Origin of the sequence: Vibrio thalassae, from assembly GCF_900089835.1 — a bacterium.
Classification (GTDB): domain Bacteria; phylum Pseudomonadota; class Gammaproteobacteria; order Enterobacterales; family Vibrionaceae; genus Vibrio; species Vibrio thalassae.
Genome location: NZ_OANU01000098.1, coordinates 1 through 14,302, shown reverse-complemented (window position 1 = coordinate 14,302; position 14,302 = coordinate 1). Strand labels below are relative to the sequence as shown.

Here is a 14,302-nt window from a genome sequence, read left to right as displayed (position 1 = left end):
TCTGACTTAGGTCGGAGCCTTTTTTGTTTTCGCTTTTTCAAAGCGATGTGTTGGGAGCTGGGTCGCCAGCCCGGTCAAATCTCTCCACCCCTGCCATATTCAAAGGCTCTGACTTAGGTCGGAGCCTTTTTTGTTTTCGCTTTTTCAAAGCGATGTGTTGGGAGCTGGGTCGCCAGCCCGGTCAAATCTCTCCACCCCTGCCATATTCAAGGGCTCTGACTTAGGTCAGGGCCTTTTCTATTTCAATGATGGCTATTACGGTTGGATATACACTTTCTCTGCGACTTTCCAGAACGCGGAGAGTAATTGGTTGTCCAAATTAGAGCGTTTGCATACGACCCCTAGTTTGAATGGCTTAATGGGCTGGAGCTTGAGGCGCTGAATTTTGTCTCGTACTGGGCTGTTGACGATAACAACCTCTGGAGCAATACCTACCCCACACCCCAGTGCGACCATGCTCACAATGGCCTCGTGTCCAGACACTTGTGCATATATGTTGGGTTTGATACGCATCTTTTTGAACCAAGCATTTGCTCGCTCTCGTGCGGTTCCAGCTTCAGGAACAATAAAAGGGATCTTGTTCCAATCGGGTAATCCTTCTGCAAGTTCTAACCCGAAGGTACTCACTCCCACTGGTGCAATGACCGATAGCGGAATGTCACTGATCGGTTCAAATTCTAATCGAGCTGGTAATAGCTCAGGTAAGGCTGAAATGGCAATATCAGTTTCGTCGTTAAGGACTTTATCTATCGCTTGTGCCGGATCACCTGTGAAGAGTTCAAATTCGATATAAGGGTAAAGCAACCTGAACTCAGCGAGCAGCTCAGGAAGGTGGCTGTAGCTCGCCGTAACGGAGCAAAATAGTCTGAGCTTTCCACGGAGTTCATTCTCACCATGTTGGCTTTCTGATTGGAATTGCTGCCACTCGCTAACAATATTCACTGCAATTGGTAAGAGTTTTTTTCCTGCAGGGGTAAGCTCGACAGAGCGGTTATCACGCAAGAACAGGCTCTGATGCGTGTCTTGTTCAAGCTTTTGGATCTGTCGACTGAGTGCCGACGCACTGATATGCATAGCGGTTGCGGTTTTATTAAAGCTTTTACTCTCACACAGATGGATAAAAGCTTGGAGACTTTTAATATTCATAGTGCTAAAGATATCTGTTGTTGCATTATTTGCAACGACAAATTGTGAATATATCACTTTAAGCAATTCTGACTCTGCATTAGTATGAACTCGTTCGATGACAACATCGACATTATGGACAGAATTCAACAGGAGAGCCCACTATGGCTAACTATTTCAATACTCTTAACTTGCGTGAGCAATTAGACCAACTAGGTCGTTGTCGTTTTATGGACCGTTCTGAGTTTGCTTCAGAAGCGGATTATCTTAAAGGTAAGAAGGTTGTGATTGTCGGCTGTGGTGCTCAAGGTCTAAACCAAGGTTTGAATATGCGTGACTCTGGTTTGGATGTGTCTTATGCACTTCGTCAGGCAGCAATCGATGAGCAGCGTCAATCGTTCAAAAACGCGAAAGACAACGGTTTTGTAGTCGGTAGCTATGAAGACTTAATCCCTCAAGCTGACCTAGTTGTTAACCTAACTCCAGACAAACAGCACACTAACGTGGTAGAAACGGTAATGCCGCTAATGAAACAAGGCGCGTCACTTGGTTACTCTCACGGCTTCAACATCGTTGAAGAAGGTATGCAAATTCGTAAAGATCTGACGGTTGTAATGGTTGCACCTAAGTGTCCGGGTACTGAAGTCCGTGAAGAATACAAACGTGGCTTTGGTGTTCCGACTCTTATCGCCGTTCACCCAGAGAACGATCCTCAAGGCGATGGTCTTGAAATCGCTAAAGCATGGGCTGCTGCTACTGGTGGTCACCGTGCCGGTGTTCTAGAGTCTTCATTCGTTGCTGAAGTTAAGTCTGACCTAATGGGTGAGCAAACGATCCTTTGCGGCATGCTTCAAGCTGGCTCAATCGTATGTTACGAGAAAATGATTGCTGACGGCATCGACCCAAGCTACGCAGGTAAGCTACTTCAGTACGGTTGGGAGACCATTACTGAAGCACTGAAATTCGGTGGTATCACGCACATGATGGACCGTCTATCTAACCCTGCGAAAGTGAAAGCATTCGATTTGTCTGAAGAGCTAAAAGACCTAATGCGTCCGCTTTATAACAAGCACATGGATGACATTATTCAGGGTGAGTTCTCAAGCACTATGATGGCTGACTGGGCCAATGACGACGTAAACCTTCTAGGTTGGCGAGCTGAAACAGCTGAAACGGCATTTGAAAACTACCCGACTTCGGATTTAGAAATTTCAGAGCAAGAATATTTCGACAACGGTATTCTAATGGTGGCTATGGTTCGTGCTGGCGTTGAGCTTGCGTTCGAAGCAATGACAGCGTCTGGCATCATTGACGAATCTGCATATTATGAGTCTCTGCACGAGCTCCCATTGATTGCAAATACGATTGCACGTAAACGCCTATATGAAATGAACGTTGTTATCTCAGATACCGCTGAGTACGGTAACTACCTATTTGCTAACGTTGCGACACCATTGCTTCGTGAGAAGTTCATGCCATCGGTAGGTACTGATGTCATCGGTAAAGGTCTAGGTGAGACCTCTAACCAAGTGGATAACGGTAAACTTATCGAAGTGAACAGCATTATTCGCAACCACCCTGTTGAGTATATTGGTGAAGAGCTACGTGGTTATATGACAGACATGAAGCGTATCGCTGTAGGCGGTTAAGCCGACCAAACAAAAATCAGATAATAAAGTAAACACAACATAGCAAAAAGGGGGCTACCAATTGGTAAGCCCCCTTTTTTTGTCTATGCAATTTGCGAAGACTGCCAACGATGTGGCTACTTATCAGCGAGCTTTTGCTCTAGGTCAGTTAGCTTTTGTTCCATCTCAGTCAGCTTTTGACGAGTGCGAAGAAGCACTTGAGTTTGTACATCAAACTCCTCACGGCTTACAACGTCAAGTTTATTCAATTGGCCTTGAATGACTTGGCGTACCTTCTGGTCAACATCCGCACCAAGCTCTTTCACTGGTTGAGGCATTGAGTCGTGAATCTGCTTAGCAATCTGTTCAAGTTTTTTTGGATCAAACATGTCTGGTAACTCCTTAAGTGATACTTCTTATTCTATGTAATCCGATAAAGAAAGTCGTTATTTGAGCTAATAAAAAAGGCCACATTGTGGCCTTTTTCTAATTAGTCATCACCTTAAGAGCGATTTTCTCGACAAGCTGCTGATGCTGCGTCAACTCGAGCTATCTTCTCTAGGTCTTTGTCTTCAACAAAGACTGGTAGAGGCTTATGTTTCTCTGCTAGGTAAGTATAGATTACCGGAAGAACAAACAGAGTAAACAGAGTACCAATAGCAAGACCCGCCACGATTACGATACCGATACTAAAGCGCTGAGCCGCACCTGCACCAGTGGCGTACATCAATGGGATTAGACCTGCAATCATTGCCGCTGTTGTCATCAAGATTGGACGAAGACGAACTTTTGCCGCTTCCATAACCGCTTCCATTCGGCTCTTCTTGTGGTTCAACTGCTCTTCTTTCGCTACTTCACAGATAAGGATACCGTGCTTGGTAATAAGACCAACCAAGGTAATTAGACCCACCTGTGAGTAGATGTTCATGGTGGCTGCACCCCATGCTAGAGCAATCAGAGCACCACATATCGCCAGTGGTACGGATACCATGATAACGAATGGGTCTTTGATGGACTCGAACTGGATAGCAAGTACCAAGAAGATAATCGCCAGAGCTAGACCAAACGTTGCGTAAAGTGCACTTCCTTCAGTTACGTACTGACGAGCTTCACCCATATAGTCATGGTTGTAACCATTTGGTAGTTTGTTCTCTGCCGTTGATTCAAACCAAGCAATCGCATCACCCATCGCCACACCCGGAGCTGGAACTGCTCCTACGGTCGCAGAGTTTAACTGGTTGAAGTGAGGTAGAGATCGAGGCTCTGCCACAACGTCGATAGAGATTAAGCTGCCTAATGGAATTGCTTGACCATCATCAGAACGAACAAAGTACATGTTCATCGATTCTGGATTTAAACGATACTTACGTTCAACCTGAGGGATTACCTCATAAGAGCGGCCATTTAGGTCGATACGGTTAACGTAACCATCTGCCATCATCGCACTCAGCGTGATACCAATATCTTGCATGGTGACGCCATAAGCGCCTGCCATATCTTTATCGATATTGATTTTCATTGTAGCGGAATCGTAGTTCAGATCCAGCGTGGAATAAACAAACTGAGCGTTCTTCTGAACGTCTGTCCAGATATCTGTTGCGATAGTAAACAAGCTTTCAAAGCTGTTTGGAGTGGTGATAACAAACTGAATCGGAAGACCAGAACCTGCACCAGGCAATTCTGGCATCTGGAATGCAGTTACCGCCATACCTGGTACGTTAGCAACAAGGTTACCGACTCGGTTAGCCACTTCAGCTTGGCTGGCTTCACGTTGGCTCCAAGGAACCATAGAAGCGATACCGAAGGCTTGGTTGGAGTTAGGTACACCAGTAAACACCTGAGCGAATGCCACCTCTGGCTGTTCAGTCAGGATCTTATTGACGTCGTTCATGGTGTTTTGTAGGTAGTCTAAGTTTGCGTTAGACGGACCAGTACCCATTAACATCACCACGCCTTTATCTTCCGATGGCGCCAGCTCACTTGGAATGAACTTGAACAGCATAGGCAGAGAAGCGAATACGATAACAGCAAAGCCGATGATCACAGGACGATGCTGCATTACTGCACCCAGCATTCTCTCATAGCGTGATGTCATACCGTCTAGTACGTGATGCACTTTTTGCTCAAAGCGGTTCGGCGTTTCGTTCGCTTTTAGCAGTTTTGAACACATCATCGGTGATAGCGTTAATGCGATGATACCGGATACAAATACCGATCCCGCCAGTGTTAATGCAAACTCCTTGAACAACGAACCAGTGATACCGCCCATCAGCGCGATTGGCGCATATACCGCACCCAGCGTTAGCGTCATTGCAATTACGGGTACCGCGATTTCACGAGTACCAATAATCGCTGCACGGAATGGGGATTCACCCATCTTGATGTGACGGTCGACGTTTTCAAGAACAACGATCGCATCATCTACTACCAGACCGATAGCCAGTACCATGGCTAGCAGTGTCATCAGATTCCAAGAGAAGCCGATGGCCTGCATTACCATTGCCACACCGATTAACGATAGTGGAATAGTCACGATAGGGATCAGTACTGCACGGAAAGAGCCTAAGAACAGTGTAATAACCACAAGTACGATAAGTGCCGCTTCAATGATGGTTTTAATCACCTCATGAATCGATTCATTGATCGCAACTGTAGAGTCATACATCACGTTCATTTTGATGTTGCTTGGCAGGTTCTTCTCTAGTTGAGGAAGAAGTTGTAGCACATCGGCAGCAATGTTGATTGGGTTAGCACTAGGGGCTGCGTTGATCGCCGCTACTACGGCTTCTTGACCGTTAGCACTTGCTCGGTAAACATCATGGCTCTTCTCCAACGTGACTTTAGCGATGTCACCTAAGCGAATTACTTGCCCGTCGGTCGAACTCACCACAAGGTTTTTCAGCTCTTCAGTGTTGGATACCTGAGTATCAGCACTACCGTTGTACAGCACGAATTCACCCGTTGCCTGACCAGTTGCAGATTGGTAGTTGTTGGCATTGAGAACATTCATGATGTCGGCAGCTGTCATATTAAGAGCGGCCATTTTTAGTGGATCTAGCCAGACGCGCAGTGCGTACTTCATACCACCGTACATGTCGACTTTAGACACGCCGTTTACGGTAAATAACTGTGGGTTAATTACACGCTCTAGATAGTCAGTAATCTGGCTCGAAACGAGCTCGTCACTGGTAAAGCCGATATACAGTACCGCTGTCGTTGAGCCTGTAGACATGGTTACCGTCGGATCTTCTGCTTCTTTAGGAAGCTGAGAGCGAACCGAGTTGGTTTTTGCCAAAATGTCTGAAAGCGCCGCATTCGGGTCAGTATTCAGTTTCATGTTCACAGTGATGGTCGACTGACCAAGAACAGACTGTGAGGTCATATAGTCAATATTATCGGCCTGTGCGACGGCTTGCTCCAATGGCTGGGTAATAAAGCCCTGGATTAGGTCGGCACTTGCGCCGTAATAGCTTGTGGTTACGGTAACCATGGTATTCGTCATTTCTGGGTATTCACGTACCTGCATTTTGAACACGGCTTGTAGACCAAGCAGTGCTATCAAAAAGCTGATCGATACCGCAAGAACAGGACGTTTTATGAAAATATCAGTAAAACGCATTTTGCCTCCAATTACAGCATCGGTGTCTCAGCCGGTGGTACGGTTGCATTACTCTCTACCACTTTGACTTTAACGTCGTTACTTAGACGAACTTGGCCAGATGTTACGATGACATCACCGGCTTTCACGCCTTCTAAGATATGAGCAATAGCACCAGTACGTTCGCCCACTTTTACTACTTGTTGCTTAACGCGCTTCACACCATCAACGTCTTCAACGATATAAACATTGTCGCCGTATAGCGTGAATGTGATAGCCGTTTGTGGAAGCGTCACTTGGTTTTCTAGCTTAGGTAAGATGATATTCGCTCTTGCAAACATACCACTACGTAGTTTGCCGTCGTTGTTCGGGATGTCCGCTTGAACTTGAATCAAACCACTCTGAATGCTGACTGCTGGTTCAATCGCACTGATAGAACCTTTGAACGGCTGATTTGGATATGCATCGACAAAGATATCGACATCTTGACCGATAGAGATACGAGAGAAATCAGTTTGAGGTACAGTAAAGCGTAGTTTCATCAGACTAATATCTTCTAGACGGACGATACTGTCGCTTGGTTGAAGATATTGGCCAAGGAAAACGTTGCGAATACCAACCACACCGCTAAACGGTGCTTTAATTTCGCGACGATCGATTTGTGCCTTTAGACTTTCGATATCAGCAGCAAGAGAGTAGTAGCTTGCTTCAGCTTCATCATAAGACTCTTTTGAAATCGAGCCTTTCTTATATAGCCCTTGGTAGCGCTTATACTTAGCCTCTGCAGCTGGTAGACGCGCTTCAGAGCTTTTCAAGTTCGCTTTCTCTACGTCAGAATCAAGAGAAACTAAAAGCTGGCCCTTTTCAACTTGAGAGCCAGAAGCAAAAGAAATGTCACTGATAACACCGCTAGTCTCAGAGGTTAGTGTCACGCCTTGGTTAGGTTCCACAAAACCAATGGCCTCGATGACCGGGACCCAATTAACGGGTTTAACCGTTGTTATGGTGACTGGAAACTCAGGCTCCGGGCGGTTAGCTAAATACTTAGCAATTTCATTTTGCCTGAACAGGTTGAAACCTATCACGCTGCCAAACAGCAGAACAGCGATAAGTAGCATGAAAAATGTCCACTTTTTCATTCTAACAAGAACTCCACATTAGTGTTTTATTATTGCATCCCAACTGGCTTCGATGGCTGCATCCAACGCATCATCATCCAGTTGATATAAACCCAGAGCATGCTTACGGGCAAGCGATACACTTGCTTCTAAGCTTAGTCCAGAAAGGATTTCATTATCGAGGTTTTTAAAAATCCCCTGTTTCTTTCCTTCAGTGAATAGGTTGTCAACTTGGGCAAACATTTTCCGTTCTTGTTCCCGAGTTGTATAACAATTTTTCGAAGGAATAGAGTCATATTGAGCACGAGTCTTCAATGAGTCGATGTTTGACGCAGCGACATGCCAGATATTGAGCCACATTTTTCGGTATTGCTCTTTAAGCGGTTTGTCCATTTCCACACCAGCTTGAACGGCTTTAGCCATACGTGAAACAACATATAACCTTAGCTCTTCTAGGAGGTGATCTTTATCGTCGAAATATCGATAAATCGTGCCAGCTGCAACGCCAGCTTCATTAGCCAGTTTCTGCATTGATACGCCTTGAATCCCTTTTTCGGCCACAATTCTTTGTGCGGCCTCAAGGATTTGCTGACGCTTATCACTGGTATTCATAGTTGTCATAGCCATCCGCTGAATAGTGAATGAACGTTCATTCATTATAAAACAATTGAGGTATATTTACGCAACTTATTTTTAATCACTATTCTATAAAAGTTAAAAAATCCTACGGAGCGTGGCATTGTCAGCATTAGCAGTCTATTATGTGCGCGTTACAATTCGTGAGTAGTGAGCACATCAATGAAGCTAAATCCGCAGCAAGATATGGCGGTAAAATACGTCTCTGGTCCATGTCTGGTTCTAGCCGGTGCTGGGTCAGGCAAAACACGCGTAATAACTAATAAGATAGCGTATCTAGTACAAAGCTGTGGTTATAAGGCGAGAAACATTGCTGCCGTAACATTTACTAATAAGGCTGCACGTGAAATGAAAGAACGTGTAGGGCAAACCTTAGGTAAAAACGAGTCTAAAGGTCTTATGGTTTCCACTTTTCATACCATGGGACTCAACATCATACGTCGCGAGTACAAGGCGCTGGGTCTTAAGGCGGGCTTTTCCCTGTTTGATGATCAGGACCAAATGGCGTTGCTTAAGGAGTTGACCGAAAAGCAGCTCGATGGCGATAAAGATCTGCTGCGTTTATTACTTAGCGCTATTTCTAACTGGAAGAACGACATGTTGACTCCGGAGCAGGTCAAAGGCTCGGCTCGTTCAGAGCAAGAACAGCTATTTGCCCACTGCTATGACATGTATCAAGTGCAAATGAAAGCCTATAACGCGCTCGATTTTGATGATTTGATTGCATTGCCGGTTATTCTGTTAAAGAGCAATGAAGAAGTCCGCACGCGTTGGCAAAAGAGGATTCAGTATCTGCTGGTCGATGAGTATCAAGACACCAATACTAGCCAATACGAATTGGTTAAACTGCTGGTGGGAGAACGTGCACGATTTACGGTTGTGGGCGACGATGATCAGTCTATCTACTCATGGCGCGGCGCAAAGCCTCAGAACCTGATTCTGCTGAATAAAGATTTTCCTAATCTCAAAGTGGTGATGTTAGAGCAGAACTATCGCTCAACCAGTCGTATTTTGCGTGCGGCTAATATCCTGATTGCCAACAACCCTCATGTGTTTGAGAAATCGCTATTTTCTGAGATCCCTGATGGCGAAAAACTCAAAATACTCAAAGCCAAAAATGAAGACCATGAAGCAGAGCGTGTGACAGGGGAGTTGATTGCGCATCGATTTGTTAATCGAACTGAATATCGCGATTATGCCATCCTATATAGAGGTAACCACCAATCACGGCTGATTGAAAAGGTATTGATGCAAAACCGTGTGCCTTACAAAATTTCTGGTGGTACTTCATTTTTCGGCCGTGCTGAAATCAAAGACATCATGGCGTACCTGCGAGTTTTGGTTAATCCAGATGATGACAATGCCTTCTTACGTATTGTTAATACGCCTCGTCGTGAGATTGGCCCTGCGACGTTGGAAAAACTGGGTAGTTACGCCAATATGCGCGGTAAAAGCTTATTTGAAGCCAGCTTTGAGTTGGGCTTGGAACAGCATTTATCGGGGCGCGGTTTAGAGAACTTACGTCGATTCACTCAGTGGATCTTAACCATCGCCGATAATGCAGAGCGTGGTAATACCGTTGAAGCGGTGCGTTCGTTAGTGCGTGACATTAATTATGAAGATTGGCTCTATGAGACCTCTTCAAGTGCAAAAGCCGCAGAAATGCGTATGAAGAACGTGTCTGATCTCTATTCATGGATTGTCGCGGATTTAGAAGGCGATAATTATGATAAAGAAGAGAAGTCTTTAAAAGAGGTGGTTCAGCGGCTGACGCTTCGAGACATGATGGAGCGCGGTGAAGATGAGGATGACAGTGATGCCGTTCAGCTGATGACATTGCATGCCTCGAAAGGCCTTGAGTTCCCCTATGTTTATCTTATCGGCTCTGAGGAAGGTATCCTGCCACACCAAACCAGTATCGATGAAGATAATGTAGAAGAAGAAAGACGATTAATGTACGTGGGTATTACTCGTGCTCAAAAAGAGCTCACATTTACTGTATGTAAAGAGCGAAGACAGTACGGTGAACTGATCAAGCCAGAACATAGCCGATTCTTAGATGAACTGCCGTTTGATGACGTCGAATGGGAGCAAGCGAAAAAAGTGGTTTCTGCAGAAGAGCGAATGCAAAAAGGTCAGGCACACATTGCGAATATTCGGGCAATGTTTAATAAGAAGTAAAAATAAACAAGGGGGCTGAATCAGCCCCCTTGTCGATCATTGAGTTCGTGACACTATAGTCCGGCAATCATATGATTGATAGCATCGACGATTTCTTGATCCGAACAATCCATACAAGAGCCTTTGGCTGGCATTGCGTTAAAGCCGTTGATAGCGTGATCCGCTAACACGTCCTTACCTTGAGCAATACGCGGTGCCCAATCACCAGCGTCACCTGTTTTCGGTGCACCACCAACGCCAATAGAGTGACACGCGGTACAGAAGGTGTTGTAAACGGTAGCGCCATCACGTGGGCCTGTAGGCTCAGCAACCACAGGCTCACTACCTGCCAAGTAAACATCACCCACTGGCTTAATACGCTCTGCGATAGCGTCATATTCTTCTTGACTCACATTCGCTGCGAAAGAGGCAGTAGAAAAAGTTAGTGCAGCGAACAACACTGTTAAGATTCGACGAGACATATCCATTAAACTCACTTTACTATCCAACAAGGTAGCAAGTCGGTGCTTGCTATTCATTTATACGATTTTATTCTGCTTGCTGACTTAACGACTGTTAAATCAATGTAAACATTGGGTGATTATATCCTGTTAACTTGTTGCAATAAACCACAACTTTTCAGCTTCACGGGGTGAATCACATCGTAAAGCGACTATTTATTGCTTCAAAGTGCTGAAAAAGACAACAAACGAGAAAAAAAGTTGAAAAAGTACTTTACGACCTAGTGTGATATACGTATTATTCCCATCCGCCGATAGGGCATGCGCCCGTAGCTCAGCTGGATAGAGCGTTGGCCTCCGGAGCCAAAGGTCGAAGGTTCGAATCCTTTCGGGCGCGCCATACGGATAAAATATTGGCAAAACATAATGGTGGCTATAGCTCAGTTGGTAGAGCCCTGGATTGTGATTCCGGTGGTCGCGAGTTCGAATCTCGTTAGCCACCCCATTATTTCGGTGACTTCGGTTTCCAGTTTTGATTTAATCGAAACGAAATTGTTCTGAAAAGAACATCGTCGGTGAATAGCGCAGCTTGGTAGCGCATCTGGTTTGGGACCAGAGGGTCGGGGGTTCGAATCCCTCTTCACCGACCACTATTTCAGTTATCGTTGTCAACGGTAACAAAACAAAATTTGTGGTGGCTATAGCTCAGTTGGTAGAGCCCTGGATTGTGATTCCGGTGGTCGCGAGTTCGAATCTCGTTAGCCACCCCATTAATTTTGGTAGCCTTTCAAATTAAAGTGCTCCCCTTTGCGTTGCAAAGCGTAATAAAAATTGTCGGTGAATAGCGCAGCTTGGTAGCGCATCTGGTTTGGGACCAGAGGGTCGGGGGTTCGAATCCCTCTTCACCGACCACCATTTTAAAGCCTCGTCGAAAGACGAGGCTTTTTTCGTATATGTGTCCTGTCCTGAAATGTGTTTACACATTGAGGACGAATTATGACTACTTCAAATAATACCTACGTTAAGCGCACTCAGCGTGATTACACTCTTGGCTTTAAATTGCTCGTCAGTCTGTCTATCAAAGAGAGAAGCGTGAGAGAAACACGCCAGGCTGAGCTTGCGCCTGTGAATGGAATGGTACTTGAACTAAGACGGTTCATACCTCGGCTAGGAACTCGTAAGCTCTATTTTTTTTGGAAACCTAAGCTGATAGCTAAGGGAACAAAAATTGGGCGTGATGCTTTATTTGATTACCTCAGAGAAGAAAGCTTACTCGTTAAGCCGAAGCGGAGTTATACCAAAACAACGAACAGTAGGCATTAAATGAAAAAGCATCCGAACTTGCTAAAAGAACTCATTCCGTCAAAACGCATTCAACAACAGTTAATGGGAACATAGCCATAACGAAAGGAGGCCGCATCTCAGCCTAGGTATGAATACACCAAATAAGATGCATGAAAAAAGCCAGCAACTTGCGCTACTGGCTTACTAAAATTGTCAACGTATTTTAGGACGAGACAAAAGATTACTACCAAAGCACATGATTACACTGCATCAGTAGCTTGGGCAATATCAAATCGATATCGGTTTAATTAATGTTAAACAATTTAGACACTGGTTTACCGTCTGCATCAATCAAATCCACAATCCGCTTTTGGCTGTTGATATGGAAACACCAACCTTCAATTTGTGATTGAGGTGTACCTGCAACTCTATAGTCAACGGAAGTTTTGTGAAGCTCAAACCACTCTACTTGTCCGTTAACTTCATGGTACTTGATGGTGTCCATAGCAACGTCATACTGAGTAAATACTGTCATGCCGTTGATAAATGCTTGTGCAACAATTACGTCATCAAATATTTTTACTTTAGCATTTTCGACGATTGCTTTTCCCGGCTCTAACTTACCTGTGGCAATATTGTAGATCTCCCAAGTATCTAAGTTCACTAGATCTGTCGTATTGACGTCAATACCAAAGTTTCTCACTCGCTCATTAATATTTACGTGCTCTAGACCACTGGCAATCTCGCTAACTAATTCATGTGCAGGAGCTCCATTCTGGAAGTGCAACTTATATGCAGTATCACCTTCAACAAATATGGTATCCCCCTTATGGTCAATAATCATGTGAGAAAGTGGTTGATCGTTTCCATCAACTTCAGCCCTTCTAGAAGTTGATGGATGATCAAGCTGGTTCATGTGAACAAAATTCTGCAATCCGTGCTCTCGCTTTGCTTTGCCATTGAAAGCGAGCATCTCGCCTTTTCCATCAGATTGAGGGCGAGACACAATCGATAATACGTTGTGGTGATCGCCACTAAAAGTGTTGTAGTGGCTCAGGCTGAGGTTACCTGACTTATCGAAGCCGATTCGAACAGCACTATGTTGATCATTTACAAGTATTCGTGATGTTAGATTTTTTGCTGGGTGCGATGGTGTGATGACATCCAATTGAGATGCTTTATTAAGCTTTCCTTTGATATCGTAAACTCTGTTGTGTAGACGGTTTACTAATACATAGTCAGATGTAGTCTTTTGGATTTGGCATGTTTTTGTCGAAATCTCCGTTGCGCGAGTTATATCTATAATGTTAGAGACACCGGAAGCGCGATACATAGACTGAATACTAAATGATTGATTCAATCTATTAATACAAGCTTGTGATAAAGTCACGTCTCCTTCAGCTTTCCAGCTAACTTTGATTGGTACTACTTTCTTCTCGACTAAGCCTTCAGACTTATTGATCACCTTGTGGGTGGCACCTGCAGAACCCGTGGAAGCAAGGTAATGCGCTCCTGACGTATCAATATCTGTGATGTCTACTTTTACTGTTTTTTCAGATGTATTTTTAGATTTAGAACCGTTGTTACAGCCTGCTAATACACTAGCGACAATCGCTAGCAATAAAACTTTTCTCATTACTTAATTTCCTGCTATTGCCTTCAAAATTGATCGGGCTACATTGGTTAATAATTCAGCGCATGTTAGTCATTGTGATGGGCAGGGAAAAATCAGATGTGGAGGATATTTGTGACAGAGATAATAAATGCGAGACTAACAGTCGATTGAGCACGATGCTACGGTGACAAGAGGAAACCTTTAAAGAGCTTGAGTTAATTGAAATATAGTGGTCAACAAATTCCGGACACTAACTTAAGCCGATTTTCGGCAGTAACTGGCGACAGCCCATCATTTGCTTGATGAGGCCGTTTCCTATTGTGGTAATCCATCAAGTAATAGCTGATATCCTTCTTTGCCTGAGTTTGGGTCAGGTAGCCAGTAGCTGGTATCCATTCGGTTTTTTAAGCTGCTAAATAGCCTCCCATAGGAGTATCCCAGCAGTTACCTCGACGACTCATGCTCTGAGTAGAGTAAGAGACAGAGCGTAGTCGAACTATCTCTCTGCCTCTCCTCTCCGAACCGTACGTGCACCTTTCAGCGCATACGGCTCTCCGCTTAATCAAGGCCAACGGCCATAGCAACATCTGAGTATCTTGAAGTAACTGTGTTTCTGGCTTCAGTCAGAAGGTAGGGGTTGGTTGCTGGAAGGCGCCACTTGAACGGCATCTTTTGGC

9 protein-coding genes, 5 tRNA genes and 2 pseudogenes are annotated in these 14,302 nt (G+C 44.7%); 8 read left to right on the top strand and 8 right to left on the bottom strand.

What is annotated here, in order from left to right; translation table 11 throughout:
• Nucleotides 1-255: 255 nt before the first annotated feature.
• A complete protein-coding gene (gene ilvY / locus VTH8203_RS19075; protein ID WP_096995061.1) occupies nucleotides 256-1,146 on the bottom strand; it encodes an HTH-type transcriptional activator IlvY in 891 nt (296 codons plus the stop codon).
• Between the two features lie 143 nt (nucleotides 1,147-1,289).
• Between ilvY and ilvC the strand changes: the two genes are divergently transcribed.
• On the top strand, nucleotides 1,290-2,774 hold the full coding sequence (ilvC, locus tag VTH8203_RS19070) for a ketol-acid reductoisomerase (RefSeq protein ID WP_096995059.1): 1,485 nt from the start codon (nucleotides 1,290-1,292) through the stop codon (nucleotides 2,772-2,774).
• A gap of 116 nt (nucleotides 2,775-2,890) precedes the next feature.
• On the opposite strand, the gene ubiK is transcribed toward ilvC, so the two are convergent.
• The 4 genes from ubiK to VTH8203_RS19050 form a co-directional block, all read right to left on the bottom strand.
• Entirely contained in the window at nucleotides 2,891-3,142 is a 252-nt protein-coding gene (ubiK, locus tag VTH8203_RS19065; RefSeq protein WP_096995058.1) for a ubiquinone biosynthesis accessory factor UbiK, read from the bottom strand.
• A gap of 113 nt (nucleotides 3,143-3,255) precedes the next feature.
• Entirely contained in the window at nucleotides 3,256-6,372 is a 3,117-nt protein-coding gene (locus VTH8203_RS19060; RefSeq protein WP_096995057.1) for a multidrug efflux RND transporter permease subunit, read from the bottom strand.
• Between the two features lie 11 nt (nucleotides 6,373-6,383).
• A complete protein-coding gene (locus VTH8203_RS19055) occupies nucleotides 6,384-7,490 on the bottom strand; it encodes an efflux RND transporter periplasmic adaptor subunit (protein ID WP_096995056.1) in 1,107 nt (368 codons plus the stop codon).
• An 18-nt stretch (nucleotides 7,491-7,508) separates the two neighbouring features.
• A complete protein-coding gene (locus tag VTH8203_RS19050; RefSeq protein ID WP_208617776.1) occupies nucleotides 7,509-8,090 on the bottom strand; it encodes a TetR/AcrR family transcriptional regulator in 582 nt (193 codons plus the stop codon).
• Between the two features lie 177 nt (nucleotides 8,091-8,267).
• Here VTH8203_RS19050 and rep point away from each other — a divergent pair, with 177 nt between their 5' ends.
• Nucleotides 8,268-10,286 carry a DNA helicase Rep gene (gene rep, locus VTH8203_RS19045; RefSeq protein WP_096995054.1) on the top strand — a complete coding sequence of 673 codons (2,019 nt, stop codon included), beginning with the start codon at nucleotides 8,268-8,270 and terminating at the stop codon, nucleotides 10,284-10,286.
• 53 nt (nucleotides 10,287-10,339) lie between these two features.
• On the opposite strand, the gene VTH8203_RS19040 is transcribed toward rep, so the two are convergent.
• Nucleotides 10,340-10,753, bottom strand: a complete 414-nt coding sequence (locus VTH8203_RS19040; protein ID WP_096995053.1) for a c-type cytochrome — start codon at nucleotides 10,751-10,753, stop codon at nucleotides 10,340-10,342.
• Nucleotides 10,754-11,049: 296 nt separating this feature from the next.
• Here VTH8203_RS19040 and VTH8203_RS19035 point away from each other — a divergent pair.
• The 6 genes and pseudogenes from VTH8203_RS19035 to VTH8203_RS19010 all read left to right on the top strand — a co-directional run.
• Nucleotides 11,050-11,126, top strand: a tRNA-Arg gene (locus tag VTH8203_RS19035).
• A 29-nt stretch (nucleotides 11,127-11,155) separates the two neighbouring features.
• Nucleotides 11,156-11,231 (top strand) — tRNA-His (locus VTH8203_RS19030).
• 68 nt (nucleotides 11,232-11,299) lie between these two features.
• Nucleotides 11,300-11,376: transfer RNA gene (locus VTH8203_RS19025), tRNA-Pro, on the top strand.
• 44 nt (nucleotides 11,377-11,420) lie between these two features.
• Nucleotides 11,421-11,496, top strand: a tRNA-His gene (locus tag VTH8203_RS19020).
• Between the two features lie 65 nt (nucleotides 11,497-11,561).
• Nucleotides 11,562-11,638, top strand: a tRNA-Pro gene (locus VTH8203_RS19015).
• Between the two features lie 146 nt (nucleotides 11,639-11,784).
• Nucleotides 11,785-12,046 (top strand): annotated as a pseudogene (locus VTH8203_RS19010) (IS3 family transposase); the annotation flags it as partial.
• A gap of 268 nt (nucleotides 12,047-12,314) precedes the next feature.
• On the opposite strand, the gene VTH8203_RS19005 reads toward VTH8203_RS19010, so the two are convergent.
• Nucleotides 12,315-13,646 carry a hypothetical protein gene (locus VTH8203_RS19005; protein ID WP_096995051.1) on the bottom strand — a complete coding sequence of 444 codons (1,332 nt, stop codon included), beginning with the start codon at nucleotides 13,644-13,646 and terminating at the stop codon, nucleotides 12,315-12,317.
• Between the two features lie 212 nt (nucleotides 13,647-13,858).
• Nucleotides 13,859-14,152 (bottom strand): annotated as a pseudogene (locus VTH8203_RS25170) (IS3 family transposase); the annotation flags it as partial.
• Between the last annotated feature and the right edge of the window lie 150 nt (nucleotides 14,153-14,302).